This is a genomic window from Flavobacterium aquidurense (genome assembly GCF_002217195.1).
Taxonomy (GTDB): domain Bacteria; phylum Bacteroidota; class Bacteroidia; order Flavobacteriales; family Flavobacteriaceae; genus Flavobacterium; species Flavobacterium frigidimaris.
In genome coordinates this window covers 59,727-84,995 of the sequence record NZ_MUGR01000002.1, presented here as the reverse complement: position 1 = coordinate 84,995, position 25,269 = coordinate 59,727, and the positions used below count along the sequence as shown (strand labels likewise).

Sequence of the window (25,269 nt, the reverse complement as noted above, 5' to 3'; positions counted from 1 at the left end):
GTGAGTTAAACCGATTGTTAAAAATTAGAAAATAGTATAATATTAAGCTTTATAAAGCAAGCTGGCAGCTCCTAATAAAGCAGTCGTTTCGTTGTCAGTTGAGAGTACCAGTTCGATTTCGATTCCTTCATTTTTTGCTTTTTCCCTTAAAATGTTCAGAAACAAATCTCCCGCATTTGCCACTTTTCCGCCAATAACCAGCATATGAGCATTAAAGCTTTTCAACCACGGAAGTACAACCTCCGCCAGTTCTTCTCCAAATTTGTGAAACGCCCGAATCGCTTCTTCATCCCCTTCAATCGCTAAATGGTATAATTCCAGTCCGTTGTTCAATTCAATACCGCTTAGATTATGGTAATTGGCAAGCAAACCTCTTAGTGAAACAGCATCTTCTGCCATACCGTTTTTGTACGGAAGATTCCAAATTTCACCATCCTGAGGCACATTCTTGCCCGTGCTTACAATTTTTCCATTTTCGATAAAGCAGGCACCAAGTCCAGTTCCCAAAGTTATTGCCATTACATTTTTAGGAAGATTTTCGATGTTTTTATAGACTTCACCTTTCCCAAAACTGTTAGCGTCATTTTCGAAAACAATAGGGAAGTCCCGATCAAAATCGAAGCGTTCTCTTAAAAGCTCTTTTATGTTAAGGCCATAGAAATGATCGTATTTATCCTGGTCTTTGATCCAGCAGGTTCCATCTGCGTAATCAAACGGACCCGGAACTGCCAAAGCAATTCCTGATAATTTTTCTATTGCTGAATTTTCCCATAAAGTACGGATAGCATTTTCCCAATAATCCATTACTGTTTTGCTTGGTAAATTTGAATCGAAAGAAACCTTAATAAAGGAATCTTTAAAGACTTTCATCTCACTCAGATCAATAACCGCGGTAGTAATATGTGACCCGCCAACATCCATAGCTATTGCAAATCTTTTTTCCATCTTTTTATTTATGTAATTTTTTATCCTGTTGGTTACTTGTTTAGTTTTTTATTTCAACTTCTTTTGTCAGTAATTTTTATCACGGTTTTAAATTAGCCTTCTGAAGGATCATTTGAATCCAGGTAACAATAGAGTTGGTAAAAGATTGTTTTTAATTAATGTATCAAAGTTACCTGACTATTTTGATATGCTTTTTTTGCTAAAAGTAAGAGTTTTTATTGAACTACTAAATCGTATTAGTAAATTAAACAAAACCACTCCGTTTTGAGTAAAAAATCGTTTCTCTTATTTTTTAAACTCGTTTTTTAGCTGTCATTATTGATTCAGATTTAATGTAATTTTAAAAATAAATTCAGCTCCTTAAATTTTAAAGAAAGAGAGTATAAACCAGGTAAAAGCGTTGCATCTCAAAGGTAATTTTACTCATCAGTTAATTAAAATATTCTAATGTATTGGCAGACCAGTCATTATCAAAGAAACCGCTTACTTTCATATTCGGCAAACCATTCAAAAGCAAATCCGCTTTAAAAATCATGACATCCGGAAAACCGGTAATTCCGGAAATATAGTTGTTTGCCCAGGTTGCTTTCATCCCTTTTTCAGAAGTTCCTGCGACAACACCTACCATTGCTGTTTTGCTGTCTTTTCTGGGCAGCACAAAATAAGCCGCAAGATCATCTCCCTTTAGTACTTTGTTGCCTATTTTTATCTGCTGATTATCAATCTGAACCGGCGCATTTTTCAACAACAATTTCCAGGCACTATTATTAGCGGCATTTCCGTAAAGTACTACATTTCGATCTTTGTATTTTTCCAATGAAAATTCATTATCAGAGATTACATCGATACTTCCATTGCTTCTGTAATAAAAGGTTTCAGCGTCAAAACGCGCTCTGTTCAGGTACCATTCGCGCTCAGCAGCAGATCCGCCTGTTGCATAGACAAAAACAACATTGTTATTGAATGCAAATTTGAATCCGCCCTGACGTTCTGCATATTTTTGATCCGTATTGATTTCGTTTATCAAAGTCCATTTTGTGTTTTGCAAAGCCAGGATAGCTTTTTTGTCTATTGTTGTTTTGAGAATCTGATCGTTGATATTGATCGTGATTTCGCCTTTTAGATTTAATGAAATCAAATCGAGTTCCATAATAGCGACATTTTTTGTTTTCACAGTAATATACTCTTTATCAATTTTTGCATTGATAGTAGAGAAATCAAACGGGCGAATTTGCTGTTGCAGTTTTACCCAATAATCTGTAGCAGAAACGGCAGGAGTAGCGGTGTGGAAATCAATTTCTCTGACTTCTTTATTTGCTGGTATCGTTTGGCGTTTGAAGAATTCGAAAATAGGAGGCCAATCTACAGAATGATCACCATACCAATGTTCACCTCCAGGATATTCATAATAACAAAAGTTAGGATGAAAAGTACCTAAAATCTGGCGCATTTCCCTTACCTGCGAAATCGGGACAGTCGAATCAGCGTCTCCATGAAGGATATACACACCGGATTGTTTCAGGTTTTGAATGATGCTTTTTACACGGCCGGAATTGGCCGAGCGCCTGATGGGCTCAAAAGCTTTGAACATATCGTGCATTTCATCGCCTTTATCAGATCCATAAGTTGCGATATCAGGATAGGAGGCGCAGGGAGCAATTGCAGCAAACTGATCCGGATAGGTCGTTCCCAGAAACCAGGTTCCGTGACCGCCCATCGAATGCCCTGTTAAATAAGTTTGAGCCGGAACAGTATTAAATACTTTTTTGGCTTCCGCGAGCACTTCCAAAGCATCAATTCTGCCCCAATCTTCCCAGTTGAAACCAAAAGGACGGCGATTGGTAGCCGCAACAATATGCGCCCAGTCTTTTTGTTTGTATGCCCTTGCCTGATTTCGGGCTTCAACCGAAGCACCGTGAACAGAGAGAATTAGCGCTTTTTGCCCGCTTTCTGATGCGGGAGCTACACTGTAATACTGCACGCTGTTATCGATTTTACTGATAAAAGTGCGTTCGTGATGCACAGTTCCGGAACGTTGCTGAATTGTAATTTCTGTTTCGTCAATCACTTTTCCGCTTTTGTCAGTAAGCGTTATTTTCATTTTTACTTCACCAGTAAAATTAGATTTTGCAGCAGGAATTTTAAATTTAACTTTTCTCACAAACAAAGGCATAATAGCATCTGTTGTATAAGATACCGTTTCTCCGCTTGACAATTTTGTCGTAATAACAAGGTTTTTAAGCTCTTTTTCAGTAGCATTAATAATACGTATTGAAGCCCATTTTTCGTCATTTTCACCATTGATAATATCCGGAAGCGTCATATCTCGCTTGGTGAACTGAATGCTTTTTGCAGGCACAATAATTTGTGATTTCACACGGCCAAAACGTCCTTTAGTGTATACAAATTCATTTATGCCTTTACGAAGTTTAAACGGAATCAATGTATAGCCAAAATCATAATGATCGCCTTCGTGAGGCAAACCGTTGATATAAGTGCGGGTTCCGCCTGTAGTTTCTAAAAGCACAATTTGTTCTTTTGGGGAATTGTAGGCTGTAAAAAGAAACGCAGATTTCATTTCCTTCTGACTAAAAACGCCAACAGAATCCACTTTGACAGGCTGCCAGTCTCCTTTTTGCTGATCCGGGTTTACAAATTTTCCAACGGCGTATTGCCAGGCAACAGCATCTTGCCCATTAAAAAGCGTACCGATTTTTTTATCCGCTGCAAGTGTGTAACCGTTTACAAAATGGTATAAAACACTTCCTTCGGCGGTAGTTACAATTTTTTCTTTTCCAAAATATTCAACAACATTTCCGGTAGTTTTGGTCTGCGCGATCAAATTCACAGATAAAGCAATCAGGAAGAATGTAAGCCCTTTTTTCATTTTTCAGTTTTATTTTTTGAAGTTAAATACATTTCAAATGGTGTATTTACTATTATTTTAAATTTGATATTAGTATCGGTTTTACCTGTAAAATAACAATCTGCAGAGTGGTCTCAGAAAAAAATATCGAAGCCGTTTTTAGATATTTTGATCTTATTAAAACGATTTAGTTGGCTCGTAAGCATTTTTTGTTATTTTTGTTTTTTAGGAAATCTAAAATTAGATCTAAATCAATTTAGTGATTAATTCAATTTTATCCTTATTTAATTATTAATTATCATTATTATTCTTAAAATGAAAATTGTAAAAACAAATATCGCTTCCTATACGAATACATCACTTTCAGTGTTCTCTCGTGAAGAGTCTTTTTTTCAGTCGCCTTTTCATTCACATCCGGAATTTGAGTTGGTTTATATCTTAGAAAGTCACGGAAAAAGAATAATAGGAAACTCAGTAGAATCGTTCGAAGCGGGAGATATGGTTTTTCTGGGAGATGATATTCCGCATGTTTGGCTTAATGATGAAATTTTTTACAAAGGAATTAATAGTTTAAAGGCGAAAGCCATGGTGATTTATTTTAGCAGGGAACTTTTTGGGAATTCCTTCTATGAATTGCCCGAGGCACAGGAAGTCAAAAAGTTCCTTTCTCAGGCCGTAAAAGGAGTGTCGATTACCGGACAGACCAATACGCTGATTGCTAAAAAAATGGAAAAACTAATCAAAAAGAAAGGTTTTGAAGTGATTATGGGACTTATTGAAATTTTGTTTCTGTTATCTAAAAGCAAAGATTTGAGGTATATCAACGACAATTCGTATGTCTCAGTTAGTGATGATAATAAAAATGACCGGCTTGCAGCAGTTTTTCAATATGTAAAATCGAATTATAAAGAGGAAATATCACTTGATGAAATCTCTAAAATTGCTAACCTGACACCTACATCTTTTTGCAGAATGTTTAAGGCGAAAGCCAAAAAACCTTTTGTAGAATATCTAAATGAAATCAGAGTGTCAAATGCGTGCAAATATCTAATTGAAACGGATTTGGGTATTTCTGAAATTGCCTACGAATGCGGCTACAAAACCGCATCGAACTTCAATAAATTATTCAAGAAATTAATGGGAACCACTCCCAAGGAATATCGAAAAAAAGCATTGGTTTAAAAACGCCATACTTTTTGTAAAATAGCAATAACTGACTTTATGCTGTACCTTAATTATTATAAGGAGAGTATCGAATAATTTACATCCCTTTTTTATTGAATCTGTTTTATTTTGATTGTAATTACTAACTGTTTTTTCGGGACATTGTTTCGTGTAAAGAAGATTTAATTTTTTAATCGATAATTTATTACATAAATAGATAATTATTTGGTCGTTTTTTATGAAATTAATTATAAAGATAATAAATGATTAATTAATGATAATTTTGAGCTAAAATAATACTTAATAATGCAATAATTTTATTTTTTTAAGATTGCAATAAAAAGTGTGCTCGAAAACACAAAAAACGATTTAGTAAATCAAAATTGTTGTTGAAGTGAAGGCTTGATAAACGCATGAAATTTTGTTTTTTTTAATTGATAAATGAATAGTTTTAGGTTTAAACCTGAAATTTTAAATAAAATAATATGGTAACTCAAAAATATTGTCTTGCATTAGATCTCAATGATGATCCGGTATTAATAGCAGAATACAAAAAACACCATGAAAAGATCTGGCCTGAAATAACTGAAAGCATCGTTGATTCAGGAATTGAAAATCTTGATATTTATTGTGTTGGCAACAGGTTGTTTATGATTATCGAGGCCAATGAGACTTTTACTTTTGAAAGAAAAGGGGAAATGGACGCTAATAATCCAGTGGTTCAGAAATGGGAGGAACTCATGTGGAAATATCAAAAAGCATTGCCATTAGCAAAAGAAGGTGAAAAATGGATGATGATGGATAAGATATTTGACTTGCATGAGAATAGATAGCCATCAGCATTTTTGGAAATATCATCCGGTAAAAGATGCCTGGATCAATGAAGATATGAAAGTAATCAAGCGGGATTTTTTACCTTCAGATCTGGAACCGCTGTTGGCAGCAAATCAGTTTGGGGGCTGTGTGGCTGTTCAGGCGGATCAGAGCGAAGAAGAAACTCGCTTTTTGCTGGATTTGGCAAAAGACAGCGGTATTTGGAGCGGAGCGTCTGATGTTCGGCAGTGACTGGCCAGTTTGTTTGCTTGCGGCTTCTTATGCGGAATCATGTGAGATTATAACGCATTATTTTTCGGGATTTTCAAAAAAAGATCAGGATAAAATCTGGGGTAACAACGCTGTTGAATTCTTTGATTTAAAAGATTAATTGCACAATCAAAAAAACAAAAAACTAACTATCCAACTAAAATAAAGAATAGATGAATCTTAATCTGACTGACAAAGTAATTATCGTAACCGGCGGAGCAAAAGGAATTGGACTTGGAATCTGCAAAGTTCTGGCTGCTGAAGGCGCAATTCCTGTGATTATAGGAAGAGCTGATGCTGACAATCAAATTGCGATTAAAGAAATAGAAGCCGAAGGCGGAAAAGCTTTAGCGGTAGTAGCGGAACTGACCAATCCTGAAGCTTGCAAAAGTGCCGTAGAACAAGTAATTACGCTTTGCGGCCGTATCGATGGATTAATCAATAATGCCGGCGTAAACGATGGTGTAGGCCTGGAAAGCGGGGATTACGAAAAATTTGTCGCATCGATTCATAAAAATCTTGTGCATTATTACCTGATGGCACAATATGCTTTGCCGGAGTTGAAAAAGACAAAAGGTGCAATTGTAAATATAGGTTCAAAAACAGCCGATACCGGACAAGGAAATACGTCTGCTTATGCTGCATCAAATGGCGGACGAAATGCTTTAACCCGTGAGTGGGCGATTGAATTATTGAAATACGGAATCCGTGTTAATTCAGTTATTGTGGCTGAATGTTACACGCCTTTATATGATACGTGGATTAAAACGCTTGAAAATCCGGAGCAAAAATTAAAAGAAATCACAGCAAAAATTCCGTTCGAAAACAGAATGACAACAGCGGAGGAAATTGCAAATATGACGGTTTTCTTATTGTCTGACAAATCAAGTCACACTACGGGACAATTGATTTATGTTGATGGAGGATACACACATTTAGACCGTTCATTATAATTGATAACGAAGTTTTTATCGCTAAACCAAAAATGAATTTAACCAGACAGATAATAGCACTCTTTTTATTTTTCCTGATAACATTCAGTGTTTCGGGTCAAGTTGCTGATACTATAAAAGTCACGCAATTTAGCGTAAAATCCAATAGTTATCTGAATGCGAGTAAAGGAATCAGGGAAGCGATAGAAAAATGCAAAGGAAAACAGAATGTTGTCATTCAGCTGCCCGGAGGAAGAATTGATTTGTGGCCGGAAGATGCCGTTAAAAAAGAAATTTATATTTCAAATACAACAGAAAATGATACGCTATCAAAAGTAAAAAACATTGGTTTTTTCTTCGATCATTTGAAAAATGTAACGTTGGACGGAAATAATACGCTGGTAGTTTTACACGGAAAAATGATTTCATTTGCATTGTTCAACTGCCAGAATATTGAGATTAAAAACATTCAATTCGATTATGAACGCCCCACAATATCTGAAGCAGCCATTATTTCAGTTTCGCCATCTGCTGTCAAAATAAAAATTCATCCTGATTCCAGATATTTTATCGAAAAAGGAAAAATAGGTTTTTACGGAGAAGGCTGGAAAAGTAGTTCATTTTTCACAATTTCATTAGATAAAGACAAAGACCTGATGCGTTATGCATCGTTTGACACATTTTTGAATTCAAAAGCCACTCAGCAAGAAAACAGAACCGTTTTGTTTGAAGGTGATTTTACAAAAACAAATTACAAAGCAGGCGATGTACTTTCTGTTCGTGATCCTTACCGGGATAATTGCGGAGGATTTATTACTTTGAGCAAAGACATTGTGTTGTCTGATGTCAAAATGCATTTCATGCACGGATTGGGAATTGTTTCTCAATTTGCCGAAAATATTACATTTTTGAAAGTGATAGTTGCGCCACGTGAAGATTCCGGCCGTGTCATTGCTTCGTTTGCAGATTGTTTTCATTTTTCAGGATGCAAAGGTAAAATACTGATAGACAGATGCAAAACCTCAGGTTCGCATGATGACCCAATGAACGTGCACGGAACTCATTTGAAAATAACTGAAATTTCAGAAAACAAGAAAATAAAAGTGCAATTCATGCACCATCAAACCTACGGATTCGAAGCCTTTTTTGCCGGAGACAGCATCAGTTTTGTAAGTCCGAAAACATTAAAACCAATTGTTTACGGCAAACTGAAATCGGCAATATTGATAAACAAAAAAGAGATGGAATTGGTTTTGGAGGGCGAACTGTCTAATAAAGTAAAAGTAGGTGATGTCATTGAAAACACCACCTGGACTCCTGAAGTTACCGTTAGGAATTCGAGATTTGAGCGTACCAATACAAGAGGTTTACTGCTGACAACACGCCGAAAAATACTAATTGAAAATAATATTTTCTATCGTACAGGTATGCACGCCATCCTGATTGCAAACGATGCTTCGGGCTGGTTTGAATCAGGTGCGGTTTCAGATGTACTGATCAGGAATAATACTTTTGAAGAATGCGGCTATAACGCCGGACCAATAATCAATATAATGCCTGAAAATCACGAACTGACAGAGGGTTATTATGTGCATCGCAACATTAGAATCGTCAACAATACATTCAAAATTTTCGACAAACCCATTTTGTCTGCACGTTCGACTAAAGGATTATTTTTTTCGAATAATACGATCAATCCGTCCAATTTGCCGGAAACCGGAACAAATGAAAATTCGTTTACATTGACTGCCTGTAAAGATGTAGTAATTAAAAACAACACTTTTAATACCAGTTGGAAAACAAATATTGCAGCCTTCGAAATGCCAAAGAAAGAAGTTAAAACAGATATAAGAAATTCGTTAAATAAATAGGTATTGATGGTAATACTGTTCGTTTTGCAAACGCATAAAACAATTAAATATAATGGATATGAACAAGAAAATGTTTACACAGTATAACAGCATTATTCTGCTGCTTTGCATGATGATGGGATTATCTGTTTTTTCACAGAATACAGCGATAAAAAGAATGGGATCGGTTGATACGCAGTCATTTGATGATAATTGGCTTTTTTCAAGATACGGATCTCAGGCTGACGGATTAGTTAAGGAAGAGCCTAAGAATTTAGAATCTGTTGCTACGAATGAAACCAACTGGGAAAAACTGAATTTGCCTCACGATTGGGCTATCAAAGGACCTTTTAGAATTGAATTAAGAGGAGAAACAGGTAAATTGCCGTGGAAAGGAATTGGCTGGTACCGCAAACATTTTACTGTTCCGGCGTCAGATGTAGGAAAACAGGTTTTTGTTGATTTTGATGGCGCAATGGCGAATGCCAAAGTGTACCTGAACGGGAGCTATGTGGGAACCTGGCCATACGGTTACAATTCGTTTCGTATGAATCTGACTCCATTTTTAAAATTTGGACAGGAAAATATTTTAGCGGTTCGTCTGGATACAGAAAACTGGGACTCACGCTGGTATCCGGGTGCCGGAATTTATCGTCATGTCTGGCTGGTAAAAACCAATCCGGTGCATGTTGACCACTGGGGAACGTATATTACGACTCCAAATATTACGAAAGAAACCGCTGATGTCAGAGTACTGGTAAAGGTTGACAACGCTACAAATAAAACTGTAAAAGCGGTTGTTACAACCGACTTATACGAAATGGATATCCACGATAAGCCTAAAGCAAAAGCAGGATCATTAATTTCTTCTACACTTGAAATTAAACCAAACACAACCGAAGAAGCAGAAACACATTCGGTTTTGCACCATCCTAAATTATGGGATTTAAAAACGCCCAATCGTTATGTGGCACAAACTAAAGTTACTGTCGAAGGAAAAGTAGTGGATATTTATAATACGCCTTTTGGTGTGCGTACGATTGAATTTACGGCAAGAAACGGATTCCTGTTGAATGGAAAAAAAGTAGAGATTTTCGGGACTTGCAACCATCATGATTTAGGTGCTTTGGGAGCCGCGATCAATACTTCGGCATTAAAAAGACAACTGGTCATTTTAAAAGAAATGGGCTGTAACTCTTTGCGTACTTCTCATAATCCTCCTGCGCCGGAATTGTTGGAACTGGCAGATAAAATGGGATTTTTAGTTTGGGACGAAGCATTTGATGCCTGGAAAACAGGAAAGAAAAAGAACGATTATAATCTGATTTTTGATCAATGGCACGAAAAAGATCTGGTCGCTTTAGTACACAGAGACAGAAACAATCCTTCGGTATTTATCTGGTCCATTGGAAATGAAGTACCGGATCAGCAAAACGTAAAACTGACCAAAGAGCTGGCAGATATTATGCGCAGAGAAGATCCAACGCGTCCAATTTCTAACGGATATAATGATCCGGATGGAGGAAGAGGATCTGGTGCCGCTGTTGCACTCGACGTGATGGGAGTAAACTATTTCTTCGACCAGCAGCCAAAATGGGATGCTGATCCAAGATATGCGAATAAGCCAACACTTGGCAGCGAAACAGCTTCAACAGTCAGTTCTCGTGGTGAATATTTCTTTGACGATAAATACAACAAAACATCCTGGCAAATTTCGTCTTATGATGATGCGTTCCCGGGATGGGGCTGTTCGCCTGATACACAATTTCGTACCAATGCAAAATACCCACATTTATTGGGAGAATATGTCTGGACCGGTTTTGATTATCTGGGAGAACCAACACCGTACAATTCAGATGAAACCAATTTATTAAACTTTAGAACTGACCCCTCAAAACAAACTGAACTGGAAGCAAAATTAGCCGAATTACAAAAAAGTAATCCGCCATCAAGAAGCAGTTATTTTGGAATTATTGATATGGCAGGTTTCCCAAAAGACCGTTATTACAGTTATAAATCACATTGGAGGCCAGACGTACCAACGGCTCACATATTGCCACACTGGAACTGGAGTGAACGTGTTGGAAAAGTAGTCCCTGTACATGTTTATACTTCGGGTGATGAAGGCGAATTGTTTCTAAACGGAAAAAGCCTGGGCAGAAAGAAAATGACAGCAGGGAAAGATTTTCGTTTGACGTGGGATGATGTGGTTTATACTCCCGGAGAATTGAAAGTCGTCTGTTATAAAAAAGGAAAAAAATGGGCGACAGATGTTGTTAAAACCACCGGAATTGCGACAAAACTAAAAATGTCTCCTGACAGAACAGAAGTACTTGCAGACGATGTTGATTTTGTTTTCGTAACAGTAGATATTAGTGATAGTAATGGTTTGCTCGTTCCGCGTTCAAATCCATTAGTAAGGTTTTCGATAGAAGGAGCGGGAGAAATTGTGGCAACAGACAACGGAGACGCAACGAGTTTTGTGCCTTTTCAAAGTACAGAGAGACCTGCTTATAACGGAAAAGTTTTAGCGATTGTGAAAGCGAAGAAAGATCAAAAAGGACAATTTACGGTAAAAGCAGAAAGTGCAGGATTGCAGGCTGCAACAACAACGATCAGAATCAAATAGTCTATTGGGTGTAATTACTAAAATTTAATTTAACACATAGAAACATAGATTTTTGATCTGTAAAAAAGAGTATAAAAGAAACATGTTTCTTACACATAACCGAGCTCTGTGCCTTTTAAAGAAGTGAAACGCCTTTTTTAAGCATGTAGAATCTATGTTTCTATGTGTTAAAATATTACGCCAAAGTAGTTAAAATAATAAATATTAAAAGAAATAGAAATGATTAAGAAAATAATTTTAGCAGCTTTAGTTGTTGGAACAAGTATCACGGGCATTGCGCAGAACAAAATTGCTGCAAAAGATATTGCTGAAAAAATGAAATGGTTTGAAGATGCCAAACTGGGAATCTTCATTCACGCCGGAATTTATTCGGTTGCAGATGTTTCTGAATCGTGGAGTTTTCACAACGGGAAAATCTCTGTAGAGGATTATATGAAACAGCAAAAAAGCTACACTCTGAGTAAATACGATCCTGCTGCCTGGGCAGATATGATCAAAGATTCAGGTGCCAAATATGCCGTAATCACTACAAAACACCACGATGGTGTGGCGATGTACGATACGAAATTAGGGAAACTGAGTTCAGTAAAAACCTGTCCGGCCAAAAAAGACATGATAAAACCTTTTTTTGAAGAATTGCGCAAAAGAGACATAAAATGCGGTGCTTATTTCTCTTTAATCGACTGGACACACAATGATTATCCGGGTTTTCTGAAAGATAAAGCACGTTACGACATCAAAAAAGAACCGGCCCGCTGGGAACGTTTCCAGAAGTTCTTTCAGGGGCAAATCAAAGAAATTTCAGACGGGTACAATCCTGATTTATGGTGGTTTGATGGCGATTGGGAACACAGCGCTGACGAATGGCAAGCTGAAAAGACACGTAAAATGATGTTAGACCGAAATCCTAATACAATCATCAACGGACGTTTGCAGGGATATGGTGATTATGATACTCCGGAGCAAAACTTTCCGGTAGTGCGTCCGGCATTCAGATGGTGGGAATTGTGTATGACCATGAATGAAAACTGGGGATACCGTGTAAGCGATAACAATTGGAAAACACCCTACGAGATTATCACTATTTTTGTAGATGCAGTTTCAAACGGTGGGAATCTGTTATTAGACATCGGACCAAAACCTGACGGAACTTATCCTGAAACGGTTGTGTCTACCCTGAAAGAACTTGGAGACTGGAACAGAAGAAACGGAGAAGGTATTTTTGGAACTATTCCCGGAATTGAATTAGGGCACTTTTACGGACCTACGACACTTTCTAAAGATTCTAAAACACTTTACTTATTTGTTCACGGAAAAACTTCAGGGCAATTGATGCTGAAAGGACTTGATAATAAAATTCAGGACATTACGGTTTTAGGTTCCAATACAAAACTGACGCATAAAGTAGTAGGTAAAATTTCCTGGAGCGCAGTTCCGGGATTGGTTTACATCGATTTGCCGGAAAATACTGCAGACAAATATGTGACTTGTATCAAAGTAACATTAGACGCACCAATTAAATTGTACAGAGGCCAGGGAGGTTTCCTTACCAATTAACCAAAGAATATAAAATGGCATCTTCATTTTAGAAGATGATATTTTTTTATCGTTCTGGTTAATCGATTTAGTAAAAAAATAAGCAGATAGATTTACAAATGCATTCAATACATTGAATGAGTTAGTCGTAGTAACTCTTTTGATGCATTTCATAAAAAAAAATAAAATCATGAATAAAAAAGCACTTTTAATAGGTTTGTTTCTGGGAGTTCAGACATTATTCTCTCAGAATGTTCCAAATTATAAAAACCCAAAATTGCCTGTTGAAGAGCGTGTTCAGGATTTATTGTCCCGAATGACCGTAGAGGAAAAGTTTTGGCAAATGTTCATGATTCCCGGTGATTTGTCTGACGGCGCTGAGCATTATAAAAACGGAATATTCGGTTTTCAGGTGAGTGCCAAAGGAAGTACTGATGCCAGTAATCAAATTTTAGATTACAGCGCAGCAAGTAATGCAAAGGAAACAGTAAAACTGATCAATAAAATACAACACTATTTTGTAGAAAAAACACGTCTGGGAATTCCAATTATTGCTTTTGATGAAGCTTTGCATGGATTGGTAAGGGACGGAGCAACTGCTTTTCCTCAATCTATTTCGCTGGCGGCAACATTTGATCCCGGATTGATGAAAAGAGTTTCGACAGCTATCGCATTAGAATCAAAAAGCCGTGGTATTCGTCAGATTTTATCGCCCGTTGTCAACCTGGCTTCTGATGTACGTTGGGGACGTGTAGAGGAAACGTATGGCGAAGATCCCTTTCTTTCTGCAAAAATGGGCGTGGCGTATGTATCGTCTTTTGAGGAAAGAGGCGTGATTACAACTCCAAAACATTTCCTCGCAAATAGCGGAGACGGTGGTCGTGACAGTTACCCGATTGAGTACAACGAACGTTATCTGGAGGAATATCAGTTACCGCCTTTTCGTGCTTGCTTTGAAGAGGGCGGAAGCCGAAGTGTTATGACTTCATACAATAGTATAAACGGAAGTCCTTGTACAGCAAACGACTGGCTGTTGAATAAAAAACTGAAAGGGCAAATGAATTTTAAAGGATTCATTATTTCAGATGCAAATGCCGTTGGAGGAGGAAATGTATTGCATTATACTGCAAAAGATTACCCGGAATCCGGTGCCAATGCAATCAATAATGGTTTAGATGTGATTTTTCAAACCGCTTACGATCATTACAAATTATTCCAGCCGCCTTTTCTGGATGGAAGAATCGACATGAAAAACATTGACGAATCTGTAGCGAGAGTTTTAAGACTGAAATTTGAACTGGGATTGTTCGAAAACCCTTATGCTGATGAAAAAGAAACAAACAAATGGAACGGAAATCCGCTGCATAAGTTACTGTCTAGAGAAGCGGCTGAAAAAGGAATGGTATTGTTGAAAAATGAAAACAATGTTTTACCTCTTAACAAATCGATACAATCAATTGCCTTAATAGGAAATGATATTACCGAAGCACGATTGGGAGGCTACAGCGGACCCGGTAATGGAAAAGTGAGTATGCTTGAAGGAATAAAAGCGAAGTTAGGAAAATCAACCGTTATCAATCTGGCAGAAGGCTGCGCAAGAAAAAGCACCGATTATGTTCCTGTGCCGGCAGCTAATTTATTTAGTATTGAAAAAGGAAAAAGCGCAAACGGATTAACAGGTGAATATTTTAATAATGTGCAGTTAACCGGAAGCCCGGTCCTGACAAGATTAGACAATGCGATTAATTTTGACTGGACGCTGTATTCTCCGGATCAGGAAAAAATTAACTACGATTTTTATTCGGTTAAGTGGAGCGGAAAAATAAAAGCGCCAGTCACCGGAACGTATAAAATTGGTTTTGAAGGCAATGATGGTTATCGTTTGTATCTGAACGGAAAACTAATAATTGACAATTGGAAAAGCCAGACCTATTCGACAAAACTGGTTGATTTCAATTTTGAAAAAAATAAAGAATACGACATCAGAATTGAGTTTTTCGAATCGCAGGGATATGCTAAATTCAAACTGGTCTGGAATGTTGATGTGAATAACGATTGGCAAAAGAAAATTGAAGAAGCTGTAGCTGCTGCTAAAAAATCAGATGTAGCTGTTATTGCTGCCGGAATCGAAGAAGGAGAGTTCAATGACAGAGCTTATTTAGGTTTGTTAGGACATCAGGAAGAATTGATAAACGCTGTGGCGGCAACAGGAAAACCGGTTGTAGTGATTTTAGTGGGAGGAAGTGCTATCACGATGGACAAATGGATCAACAATGTACCTTCAATTTTAGATGTTTGGTATCCGGGCGAAGATGGCGGACATGCCGTAGCCAATATTTTGTTTGGAGATAAAAATCCTGCCGGACGTTTACCAATTACTTTCCCGGTTTTCGAAGGGCAATTGCCCTTGGTATACAACCACAAACCAACAGGCCGTTCAGATGATTATACCAATTTAAACGGTGCTCCTTTATTCCCTTTTGGTTTCGGGTTGAGTTATTCAACTTTTGAGTACAGTAATATGCGATTGAGTAAAAAGCAAATAATGAAATCAGAAGCAATAAAAGTGTATTGCACAATAAAAAATACAAGTAAAGTTGATGGCGATGAAGTCGTTCAGTTGTACGTACGGGATGTTTTGGCATCTCTTGCACAACCGATCAAACAGTTGAAAGGTTTTCATAGAATTTCGCTTAAAGCGGGAGAATCACAAGAAATTTCGTTTGATATCAGCAAAGAAACACTTCAAATGTTGAACGAAGAAATGAAATGGGTGGTCGAACCGGGTGATTTCAGAATCATGATTGGTGCTTCTTCAAGAGATATTCGATTGAGAGAAATTCTTACCGTTAAGGAGTAAGCAGGATAAATTTTAAAGTAATAAAATAGCAGTATCGTGATACCATCACGTACTGCTAATTACAGGCATAAATAATTTAATTAGAAAAATAAGCGTTAACATATATTTATGTTAAAGACTTCATGATTTGAAGGCTTTTTTTGGCAGTTTTTTTACGGGTTTAATTTTTCTTAAATTTTAGGCTGTTTTTCTGATTTATTAGAAAAATAATGCTGGTTTTTATCTTGTACCTATTTTATTTATAGTCATTTAGCTGTATTTTTTGAATAAATTTTCTTTATGTGTTAAAAAAATAAAAGAGATGTAAAAAAAATGCTAAAACGTTTTTGTAAATCGTTTTATTAAATATATATTTGCTTAAATAAATTAACTAATATTTAAGATAAGCTTAACGTTTGATGAAGAAAAAGATTACCATTAAAGATATTGCAAAGGCTGCAAATGTATCGGTTACGACGGTTTCATTTGTCCTGAATGATAAAGGAGAGAAGATGGGAATCAGCAAAGAAGTAATTAAGAAAGTTCTAAAAGTTACTGAGGAAATGAAATTTAAACTCAATATGATTGCCAGCAGTTTGAGGACTGGTAAAACAAGATCAATTGGGCTTATAGTAGAAGATATTTCGAATCGGTTTTTTTCTGATTTGGCAAGAGTAATCGAGAGAGAAGCAATAGATCTAAATTACAGGGTATTTTATTGCAGCACGGGCGGAAATGACGAACGTGCGATTGAGTTGGTCGATAGCTTATTGCAGGCAAATGTAGATGGTTTTATAATAACGCCTACAGAAAATATGAAAACCACAATAGATCGATTGATAGCACTTCAGTGTCCCGTTGTTTTGGTTGACCGGTATTTTGAAGAACAGGAGGTGAGCCATGTAGTGTTGGATAATTTCGACGGAGCCCGGACGGCAACACAGTATCTTTTGAAAAACGGATTCAAAAACATAGCATTTGTTACGAATTCTTCACAGTTGATTCAGATGAATTTAAGAAAGCAGGGATATGTAAATGCGTTGAAAGAAGCAGGATTGTATGATGACTCCAGAATTCTTGATTTGGAATATTATATAACAGAAGAAGAACGCATCAACGAGATTGCTGATTTTTTGAGTAATCTAAAAATTGACGCTGTTTTATTTAGTGCCAATTATTTGCTGCTCGCCGGCTTGCAGTCCTTAAGGAAATTGGGATTGAAAATTCCAACAGATAAAGCAGTAATTAGTTTTGATGATCATGAGAGTTTTAGATTACACGCTCCTTCTATTACCGTTTTATCCCAGCCAATTGAAGAGATGGGAAAAAAAACAGTACGATTATTAATGAAGCAAATGAACGAAGGCAGCACTTACATCATCGAGAAAGAAAAGAAAAAAGGAAGCCTAATTATAAGGGAATCGGTTTAGGAATTGTATTCCTTTTTTTTTACATAATTTACTAAAACGTTATAGTAGGGGCTTAACGTGAATTAGGATAGCAAACCAGAAAAATAAAGAGAATTATTAAATAAAAAAAAGAACGCTTATGAGGTAAAAGAAAACAAGAGGCATTAATCAGAAACTTAATTATTGTGAAATCCTTGTGAGGAGAATTAACAATAAAAAAAATGAAGGTTTTAGCGTTCCGTATTTTAAGCAAACAGAACCTTATAACCTCAAACAAAATTACAAACCAAACTTAACCAAACCAAAATTAATTATGAGAAAACTGTTATATGAGTCGCTGTTAGTTTTTCTGACAGTAATGTGTTTTCAAGGAGTGAATGCACAAAACAAAACAATCTCCGGAGTAATTACAGACAATGCAAATCTTCCGGTTCCTTCCGTTATCGTTAAGGAAAAAGGCGGAAAAGAGGTAACTACTACCGATGAAAATGGAGCATTTACAATTTCGGTAAATGAGGGAGCAACCCTAATTGTGAGCTCAATAGGATTTAAAACAACAGAACTGAAAGCTGTTGACGGAATGAAAGTAAAATTAGCCAGCGCAACCAATGAACTTGACGGCGTTACTGTTACCGCTTTGGGTCAGGCTAAAAAGAACAAATCAATTGGGTACGCAACAAGTATTATAAAAGCAGATGCGATCGTAAAAACGGCATCACCTACAATTGCAAACTCTCTGTATGGTAAAGCACCGGGAGTACGTATTAGTTCTACTCCGGGTGGAGCAGGAGCGATCAACATTCAGATTCGTGGAATAAACTCTATCACGGGTAGAAATCAGCCGCTTATCATTCTTGATGGTGTACCTATTCGTGACGGAGAGGTTAATAATAATGATTATTGGAACCAGCAACGTGTTAAAAATAATGGTTTAGCAGATATTAACCCTGAAGATATTGAGAATATTTCGATTCTAAAAGGAGCTTCTGCAGCTGCATTATACGGTTCAGAAGCTGTAAACGGTGTGGTATTGATTACTTCTAAATCAGGTAAAGGAAAAAAAGGATTGGGTATTGATTTTAGTACCAGTTATTCCGGGAATGAAATTGCCTACCTGCCAAGATTTCAGTACGAAAGAGGTCCGGGATGGACGAATGGCAATTATTCCAGTGGATATTTAGCTCCGGATGGTTTTCAATATTATGACACAGACGGCGACGGAATCAAAGAAACAAGAGGGGTTTCAAATAGTAGTAACAACTTTGGTCCGTGGTTCGATGGTAAACCAACAATGAGTTGGGATGGAGTAGTACGTCCTTATGCTGCACAAAAAAACGGATACAAAAACCTGTTCCAAAATGCCTGGGATGCCACAACAAACGTAGCATTGACAAGTAATACAGAAAACAGTAGCACTCGTTTCTCTTATACACATATTGAATCAGAAGGATTAAGTATGGGAAATAATAACAAGAAGAATAATTTTAACTTAAATGCTTCATTCAAAACAGGTAAGTTAAAAACTGATGTTATTGTGAGTTATATGAATCAGAGTATTCACAACCGTACTTTTGCGATGGATCGTTTGGTAAACAATTTTACCGGAATGTTAAGTCCATTTGATAATGGTGACTGGTACAAAGCGAAATACCAAACCAGTTTAGGATATAAATACGTGAAAGGTAAAGACACACAAAGTTTAACTCCGGGTGAAAATATCTACCGTAATGGTTTCAAAGGTGATATTGCTGATTATTTCTGGAATACAAATGCCAAGCAACAAGAGGAGATTACAAACCGTTTGATTGCAAGCGTTACTGAAACCCTTTCTATTACTAAAGATTTATCATTACGCGGCCGTGTTTCGACGGATTTGACTTCAGTAAATACAGAAAATAAAAACCCTGTAGAAATACCATTGCTTTATCAATTTGGCGGAGACGGAGATTCTTCCGGATCTTTTATGATGGATGCTCAGGACTATAATATTCTTTACGGCGATTTATTATTGACTTACAATAAGAAATTTAATGAAGATTTTGGTTTGAATGCTGTTCTTGGTTATTCAGGTTCTCAGGAAACCGGAAAAACATTATCCCGTTCTACTAATCGCGGACTGAGTGTTGAAGGATGGTACGATATGAATTCATCTATAGGTATTGCTACAAGTACTTCTACAAGATATGAAACCGTAAAAGATGCGATTTTTGGAACTTTAAGCGGTAGCTTCAGAAATTATTTATTCATTGAAGGAACGATCAGAAGAGACCGTACTTCTACAATGAACCCAAATAATAATACTTTTACCTACCCATCTGTAAATTCAAGTTTTGTATTGTCAGATGCTGTTCAACTTCCGGAATTTATCAGTTATGCAAAAATGCGTGGTTCCTGGGGTAAAGTAGGTAACTACCCGGATCGTTACAGAGCTAACGTTGCTTTTATTCAGAATACTTTAGGAACTCAGGGAACTACAAATCCGGTTTTGATCACAAATTCTCAGGATTTATATGGTAACGAGTCAATCAAACCTGAAATGAAGGATGAGATCGAATTTGGTTTCGAAACTAAATTCTTTGATAGAAGAGTAGGATTAGACTTTTCATATTATGATGCAAAAATTAAAGATCAAATTCTTGATTTGAGTCTGGCACCAACTACAGGAGCAAGTAAAATATTAGCAAACGTAGGAGAGTTGAGTAATAAAGGATTTGAAGTTGCTTTGACTGGATCTCCTTTTAGAACCGAGAGTTTCTCTTGGGATGTCACTTTAAACTGGGCCAAAAATATCAACAAAATTGTAAAATTGGCAAACGGTGCAAGTGAATTATTGCATGCTGATTACGACGGATCTGCTGCTCAGTTAAAATCAGTTGTTGGTGATCCAATGGGAGGTCTTTATGCGCACCCTCTTAAAACAGATGCTAACGGAAATAATATAGTGGACTCTGACGGATTCTTAATGATTGATGGAGATAAATGGGTAAAATACGGAACAGCTATGCCTAAAGGAGTAGGTGGTTTGATGAACTCATTTACGTATAAAAGCTTCACATTAGATGTCAATATCGATTATTCTTATGGAGGTTATTTGATGCCAACAGGGCTCAACTGGATGAAGTCAGCCGGTTTAACAGAGGAGACATTAAACTATTCTACAAATGAGCGTGGTGGTTTAACGTATTACATAGATGGCGGCGGTAAAGGAGTTCAGGTTCCTAATAGCGCTACTGCAGGACCGGGTGGCCAGACATTATTCCGCGATGGTATGTTGATGACTGGAGTAACTGCCGATGGCGCACCAAATACTAATGTAGTTTCTCAGGCAGGTTATTATAATATGACTTACAATTGGGGTGGCCCTCAATACAGTAGTTCACGTTATGAATTGTATATTCAAAAGAATGATTATGTTAAACTAAGAGAGGTATCCCTTGCTTTTAATGTACCGGCGTCTTATGCCAGTAAAATTGGAGCTACGAAATTAAGCTTTTCTTTCTTTGGACGTAATTTGTTTTACATCTACAGAACCATTAAAGATATGGATGCTGAGGCAACTACTGCAGGATCCAGATGGGACAAAAACGTAAACAATGCCGGACTAAGTCCTTCTACAAGAAGTTACGGAGTTATGTTAAGAGCATCTTTCTAATTGGATAAATTATAATTTAAAAACAGACAACATGAGAAAATTATTATATATATCATTAGCCTCGGTAGCAATTTTTTTAAATTCCTGCTCAGATAGTGATTTCGAAAATGCTTATAGAGATCCGTCTACTGTAGCAGAGACAAATGTGCCTAAACAATTTGCAGGCTTCATGAAAATTAACTTCGAGGATGTAATCCCGTCTTACTGGAATTATTATACAGTAATACGAACGACTTCTCTTAGTTATACACAAGCTCATGGTTTTACAAATGTAGCGGGCCGTTACATTCCGGGAGCAGCGGTGACCAACAGATGGGAAAGATATTATAAATTCATTACCCAATACAGAGAGCTTGAAAAAGTCATGGCTTCTTTGCCTGTTGCTCAACAAACAGAAAATAGAATATACACGATTACTTCAACCATCTATTTGTACGATCATACGTCAAAGATGATAGATAATTTTGGAGATATTCCTTTTTCTGAGGCAGGTAAAATTAGTATGACAGGCGGTAACTATGGTGCTGCATCTCCTAAATACGACAATCAAACGGAGCTTTATGTTAAGATGCTCGATGAATTGAAAGCTTTCTCAACTGAATTAAACACAATTACGTTATCAGCTAAGGTTGATGTGGAATTCAAAAATCAGGATTTAATCAATAAAGGAAACCTGGTAAGCTGGAAAAACTATTGCAACTCTTTGCGTTTGAAATTGTTGAACAGAGTTTCTGCAGTTCCTGCTATGGCAGCCAGAGCCAATTCTGAAATTGCCGAAATTATTGCCGAAGCAAAAATTGTTGATGAAAGTGCAGAGAATATTGCATTCAAAGTGTATACTCAGGATACTGATTTAGATACTTCAGGTTTCTTCGATGCTTTAGAATCAGGAAACAATAACATTGCTCCAAAACCAATGATCGACCATATGAATGCCAATAGTGATCCTCGTGAAGCATGGTTATTTGAAAAAGGAGCAAGTTCAACAACTTACATAGGATTGGATCCTTTGTTGGCATCTGGAGCTCAGGATCAGTTGATTTCCAATACTGTGGTATCGATTTACAACAGATCTGTAATCAGTAAAAACAAATGGTTACCGGGAACATTGATAAATGCTGCTGAAGTAAACCTGATTCTGGCAGAATACTACTCGAGAAGCGGCAATAGCGGTGCTGCAAAAACACATTTCGAGAAAGCCATCAGGCAATCCGTTGATTACTATGTGAGATTAGGGGACAAAGCAGATGTTTTGACATGGAAACCAACTGCAGAACCAACAGCCGCTGAAGTGGATGCTTATATTGCTAAAATTAACTTTGCGGGAGCAGTATCGCCTGCTGATCAATTGCAGTTGATTGCTTTTCAAAAGTACATTCACTACAATATCATGCAGGCTGATGAATCCTGGGCGGAACAAAGAAGATTAAAACTTCCGGTGTTGAATTTTATGGAAGATGAGACAAGCAGTATTAGAAAAACTCCTCCAACACGTTGGACTTATCCAAATTCTGAACGCGTTTATAATACAGAAAATTATAATGTAGTGAAGGATAAAGACAACTTAAGTACTAAAATCTTCTGGGACGTAAAATAATTTCATTTTTAATGTTTTGTTAGTAATTGGTAAACCCCAGACTCAGGATTTTTCTGAGTCCGGGGTTTTTTAGTATTTCATCCGGTCTTTTTTAGTAGAATAAAACCTGCTAGAAATGCGTTGATGTAAAGCATAAAAAATCGGCTAATTACAGGAAGAGGAACTGCAATTAGCCGATTTTTATTTAAGCACTTTCGATCATTGTTCAGAGAAGCAATTAGAAGGAACCTGACACCTTTAATTTTGCCTGATAAAAGTTAAGGGCTGCTCATAATTAGCAATCGAAACCAAAGCGCTATAGATATATTTCGAGACTAAAGCACCGCCTTCACTGTTAATCAAAGCCGTATCGTCTTCAGGCGTGTGGTATTGCGGATGTCCTCCGGTGTGTAATCCTATAGCCGAAATATCGTTTTTGTAAAACGTAACGTGATCAGAACCGCCCACATCACCTGCAAAAACAATAGGATTAAGTCCGCTTCCTTCACCTAGTTTCTTCATGAGCTCAACGCCATCAGGAAAAGTACCGGCACCGCCCATATACAGTTCTTTTTTATCATTCAATCGCCCTACCATATCCATGTTGATCATCACTTTTACAGCACTTTTGTCTACAGGCAAGTGGCTGACAAAATATTTTGATCCCAATAAACCTTCCTCTTCGGCACTGAAAGAAATGAAGATAATACTTCTTTTGGGTGCGATTTTTTGATGATGAAGCTCTTCTAAAATAGACAAAAGAGCCGAAACACCCGAAGCATTATCGTCTGCTCCGTTATGAATGGCAAGCGTGTCTTTTTTCTTGCTGCCGGAACCTTTTCCGCCCCATCCCCAATGGTCATAATGTGCCCCAATCACAATAAATTCTTTTTTGAGGTTCTCATCGGATCCCTCCAGATAACCTGCAACATTTTGAGTAGATACACTATCTGATTTCATTTTGTTGATATCAGGTTTCATAAAAATCCTGAACGGCTGATAATAATCGTTATTAAATTTTTTAAGACCAAATTTTTTAAAATATTTTTTGATGTAAGCTGCCGCTTCATTATTGCCTTTTGTTCCCGCAAGACGGCCTTCTAACTTATCTGAAGCCAGATAACGGTCATGCTGAAGGAATTTTTTAGCAGAAAATGTTGATTGTGCGGTTCCTTTTTCGGTTGCAATCAAAGCAACAACAGACAGGAAAAGAATTTTTTTAAACATATTTGATAATTAATTTATTGAGATAAAATGAAATAAAAGCAGAAGTTATTAAAACAAAGAGCGTAACGAATTTTAATTTTAAACTTTGATAATGATTTAAAGTATTCAATTTTGAACATAAGCTTCTGTCAAAGTTTTTTATAGCCTTCGCTCTTAAACTTTATAAAAATTATTGTATTTGCATTTCTATTATGGTATCGATCGGATCTATTTTTACACCATTCAAATAGACAAAAGTTCCTTCCGGCTGTTGTTTGAATTTCAGCTCTTTTTTACTGTCTATCAAATAACATTTTTTGATTTTTTGCTTCATTTCCGGGATAAAAATATATTCAGCTTGTTTTGATGTATTGATGATGTGTGCAAACAACGTTTTTTCTTTTGCCGTAAATACGCCCCAGTCCTGCGGTTGTATTACATTGCCTCTTGTACCGTAAATACTTTTTCCGTTTTTATCCATCCAGCTTCCTATTTCTTTTAAAGTCTCAACAAATTCCGGCTGAATTGATCCGTCTGCCATCGGACCAACATTCAAAAGGAAATTAGCATTTAAACTGGCGGCATTGATCAGGTAATGCAATAAGTCTTTGGTCGATTTGTATTTTCTGTCATTGATATTAAATCCCCAGGAATTGTTCATCGTTTCGCAGGTTTCCAATGGTAATTGAGAAACGGATTGCCCGCCAAATCCGGAGGTATTTCCGCCTGGCAGATCTTTTTCAAAAGCCTGAAAATCTTCACCTTGTATCGGTGATAAATGATGGTTGTTTGAAATAAGGCAATTAGGCTGTAACGTGTGAATCAGCTGGTAAATTTCGTCATAATGCCAATTTACTTTCGGCGTCAGTGTTTTATCCGTATCATTGTCCAGTTGATCCCAATGTCCGTCAAACCAGATTCCTCCAATTTCACCGTAATTGGTCAGTATTTCAGTCAATTGACCTTTCATAAAACGAACGTAGCTGTCCCAGTCACTTTTTTGAGTTCTGCCTGTTCCTTTTCCAGTTTTTCCAGTTTCGTATTGATAATCACTTCTTGTCCAGTCTAAAAGCGAATAATAGCAAAACAGTTTGATTCCCTCTTTATGACATTCATCGGCCAGTTCCTTAAGAAGATCTCTTTTGAAATGCGTGTTTGTAATTTTCCAATCGGATAATTTAGTGTCAAAATTGCTGAAACCATCGTGATGGCGCGTGGTAAAAGTGATGTATTTCATTCCTGCCGCTTTCGCAATGCCAACCCATTTTTTCGCATCAAAATCCTGAGGATTAAAAACGTTAATTAACCTTCCGTATTCCGTTACTCTGATGTTTTGGTTCGTCATAATCCATTCCCCATTTCCCAGAACACTGTAAGGACCAAAATGAACGAACATTCCAAATTTATCGTCTTGAAATTCTTTTCTGTTTTTCAGGTTTCCTTCAGTAGGGGTGTAGGTTTGTGCTAGTATTGCTGTCCAGCTCATGGAGAAAAACAGCAGGCAAAGTGTGATTTTTTTCATGGTTTTTTAGTTAAGTGGTTTGATAGTTTTTAATAGAAAAAAAACAGCATTAAATAAAGA

General features: G+C 36.9%; 16 protein-coding genes. 12 read left to right on the top strand and 4 right to left on the bottom strand.

Features of this window, described 5'->3' with window-relative positions; genetic code table 11:
* Positions 1–42: 42 nt before the first annotated feature.
* Both B0A67_RS01535 and B0A67_RS01530 read right to left on the bottom strand, forming a co-directional pair.
* Positions 43–945, bottom strand: coding sequence for an ROK family protein (locus tag B0A67_RS01535; protein WP_072958427.1), 903 nt, complete (start codon positions 943–945; stop codon positions 43–45).
* 430 nt (positions 946–1,375) lie between these two features.
* A complete protein-coding gene (locus tag B0A67_RS01530) occupies positions 1,376–3,832 on the bottom strand; it encodes a carboxylesterase family protein (RefSeq protein ID WP_072958430.1) in 2,457 nt (818 codons plus the stop codon).
* A gap of 294 nt (positions 3,833–4,126) precedes the next feature.
* On the opposite strand from B0A67_RS01530, the gene B0A67_RS01525 reads away from it, so the two are divergent.
* The 12 genes from B0A67_RS01525 (at position 4,127) to B0A67_RS01475 (ending at position 22,502) form a co-directional block, all read left to right on the top strand.
* Entirely contained in the window at positions 4,127–4,993 is an 867-nt protein-coding gene (locus B0A67_RS01525; RefSeq protein ID WP_072958433.1) for an AraC family transcriptional regulator, read from the top strand.
* 467 nt (positions 4,994–5,460) lie between these two features.
* On the top strand, positions 5,461–5,808 hold the full coding sequence (locus tag B0A67_RS01520) for an L-rhamnose mutarotase (protein WP_072958435.1): 348 nt from the start codon (positions 5,461–5,463) through the stop codon (positions 5,806–5,808).
* Positions 5,795–6,040: an amidohydrolase family protein gene (locus B0A67_RS25325; protein WP_317044063.1), complete on the top strand. Its 246-nt coding sequence runs from the start codon at positions 5,795–5,797 to the stop codon at positions 6,038–6,040. Before B0A67_RS01520 ends, B0A67_RS25325 begins: the two co-directional genes overlap by 14 nt.
* Positions 6,027–6,179: an amidohydrolase family protein gene (locus B0A67_RS25320; protein WP_317044062.1), complete on the top strand. Its 153-nt coding sequence runs from the start codon at positions 6,027–6,029 to the stop codon at positions 6,177–6,179. Before B0A67_RS25325 ends, B0A67_RS25320 begins: the two co-directional genes overlap by 14 nt.
* Positions 6,180–6,231: 52 nt before the next feature.
* Positions 6,232–7,011 (top strand): L-fucose dehydrogenase, encoded by a 780-nt coding sequence (locus tag B0A67_RS01510; protein ID WP_072958441.1) that lies wholly within the window; start codon positions 6,232–6,234, stop codon positions 7,009–7,011.
* A gap of 32 nt (positions 7,012–7,043) precedes the next feature.
* Positions 7,044–8,861, top strand: a complete 1,818-nt coding sequence (locus B0A67_RS01505) for a right-handed parallel beta-helix repeat-containing protein (RefSeq protein WP_072958443.1) — start codon at positions 7,044–7,046, stop codon at positions 8,859–8,861.
* A gap of 58 nt (positions 8,862–8,919) precedes the next feature.
* On the top strand, positions 8,920–11,469 hold the full coding sequence (gene galB, locus B0A67_RS01500; RefSeq protein ID WP_207557294.1) for a beta-galactosidase GalB: 2,550 nt from the start codon (positions 8,920–8,922) through the stop codon (positions 11,467–11,469).
* A gap of 219 nt (positions 11,470–11,688) precedes the next feature.
* Positions 11,689–13,026, top strand: a complete 1,338-nt coding sequence (locus B0A67_RS01495) for an alpha-L-fucosidase (RefSeq protein ID WP_072958446.1) — start codon at positions 11,689–11,691, stop codon at positions 13,024–13,026.
* 169 nt (positions 13,027–13,195) lie between these two features.
* A complete protein-coding gene (locus B0A67_RS01490; RefSeq protein ID WP_072958693.1) occupies positions 13,196–15,865 on the top strand; it encodes a glycoside hydrolase family 3 C-terminal domain-containing protein in 2,670 nt (889 codons plus the stop codon).
* Between the two features lie 398 nt (positions 15,866–16,263).
* Positions 16,264–17,274: a LacI family DNA-binding transcriptional regulator gene (locus B0A67_RS01485; RefSeq protein ID WP_072958449.1), complete on the top strand. Its 1,011-nt coding sequence runs from the start codon at positions 16,264–16,266 to the stop codon at positions 17,272–17,274.
* 292 nt (positions 17,275–17,566) lie between these two features.
* Complete coding sequence (locus tag B0A67_RS01480; RefSeq protein ID WP_072958696.1) at positions 17,567–20,905, top strand: SusC/RagA family TonB-linked outer membrane protein; 3,339 nt, start codon at positions 17,567–17,569, stop codon at positions 20,903–20,905.
* A gap of 31 nt (positions 20,906–20,936) precedes the next feature.
* A complete protein-coding gene (locus B0A67_RS01475) occupies positions 20,937–22,502 on the top strand; it encodes a SusD/RagB family nutrient-binding outer membrane lipoprotein (protein WP_072958453.1) in 1,566 nt (521 codons plus the stop codon).
* Between the two features lie 237 nt (positions 22,503–22,739).
* On the opposite strand, the gene B0A67_RS01470 is transcribed toward B0A67_RS01475, so the two are convergent.
* Both B0A67_RS01470 and B0A67_RS01465 read right to left on the bottom strand, forming a co-directional pair.
* Positions 22,740–23,708, bottom strand: coding sequence for a M20/M25/M40 family metallo-hydrolase (locus B0A67_RS01470; RefSeq protein ID WP_084074518.1), 969 nt, complete (start codon positions 23,706–23,708; stop codon positions 22,740–22,742).
* Positions 23,709–23,877: 169 nt separating this feature from the next.
* On the bottom strand, positions 23,878–25,209 hold the full coding sequence (locus B0A67_RS01465; RefSeq protein ID WP_072958456.1) for an alpha-L-fucosidase: 1,332 nt from the start codon (positions 25,207–25,209) through the stop codon (positions 23,878–23,880).
* Between the last annotated feature and the right edge of the window lie 60 nt (positions 25,210–25,269).

Bases quoted from the DNA above. Each gene is read 5' to 3' on its own strand.
- B0A67_RS01520 (WP_072958435.1), top strand. From the start codon at position 5,461: ATGGTAACTCAAAAATATTGTCTTGCATTAGATCTCAATGATGATCCG.
- B0A67_RS01495 (WP_072958446.1), top strand. From the start codon at position 11,689: ATGATTAAGAAAATAATTTTAGCAGCTTTAGTTGTTGGAACAAGTATC.
- B0A67_RS01485 (WP_072958449.1), top strand. From the start codon at position 16,264: ATGAAGAAAAAGATTACCATTAAAGATATTGCAAAGGCTGCAAATGTA.
- B0A67_RS01530 (WP_072958430.1), bottom strand. From the start codon at position 3,832: ATGAAAAAAGGGCTTACATTCTTCCTGATTGCTTTATCTGTGAATTTG.
- B0A67_RS01470 (WP_084074518.1), bottom strand. From the start codon at position 23,708: ATGTTTAAAAAAATTCTTTTCCTGTCTGTTGTTGCTTTGATTGCAACC.
- B0A67_RS01535 (WP_072958427.1), bottom strand. From the start codon at position 945: ATGGAAAAAAGATTTGCAATAGCTATGGATGTTGGCGGGTCACATATT.
- B0A67_RS25320 (WP_317044062.1), top strand. From the start codon at position 6,027: ATGTTCGGCAGTGACTGGCCAGTTTGTTTGCTTGCGGCTTCTTATGCG.
- galB (WP_207557294.1), top strand. From the start codon at position 8,920: ATGAACAAGAAAATGTTTACACAGTATAACAGCATTATTCTGCTGCTT.
- B0A67_RS01480 (WP_072958696.1), top strand. From the start codon at position 17,567: ATGAGAAAACTGTTATATGAGTCGCTGTTAGTTTTTCTGACAGTAATG.
- B0A67_RS25325 (WP_317044063.1), top strand. From the start codon at position 5,795: ATGAGAATAGATAGCCATCAGCATTTTTGGAAATATCATCCGGTAAAA.
- B0A67_RS01490 (WP_072958693.1), top strand. From the start codon at position 13,196: ATGAATAAAAAAGCACTTTTAATAGGTTTGTTTCTGGGAGTTCAGACA.
- B0A67_RS01505 (WP_072958443.1), top strand. From the start codon at position 7,044: ATGAATTTAACCAGACAGATAATAGCACTCTTTTTATTTTTCCTGATA.
- B0A67_RS01525 (WP_072958433.1), top strand. From the start codon at position 4,127: ATGAAAATTGTAAAAACAAATATCGCTTCCTATACGAATACATCACTT.
- B0A67_RS01510 (WP_072958441.1), top strand. From the start codon at position 6,232: ATGAATCTTAATCTGACTGACAAAGTAATTATCGTAACCGGCGGAGCA.
- B0A67_RS01475 (WP_072958453.1), top strand. From the start codon at position 20,937: ATGAGAAAATTATTATATATATCATTAGCCTCGGTAGCAATTTTTTTA.
- B0A67_RS01465 (WP_072958456.1), bottom strand. From the start codon at position 25,209: ATGAAAAAAATCACACTTTGCCTGCTGTTTTTCTCCATGAGCTGGACA.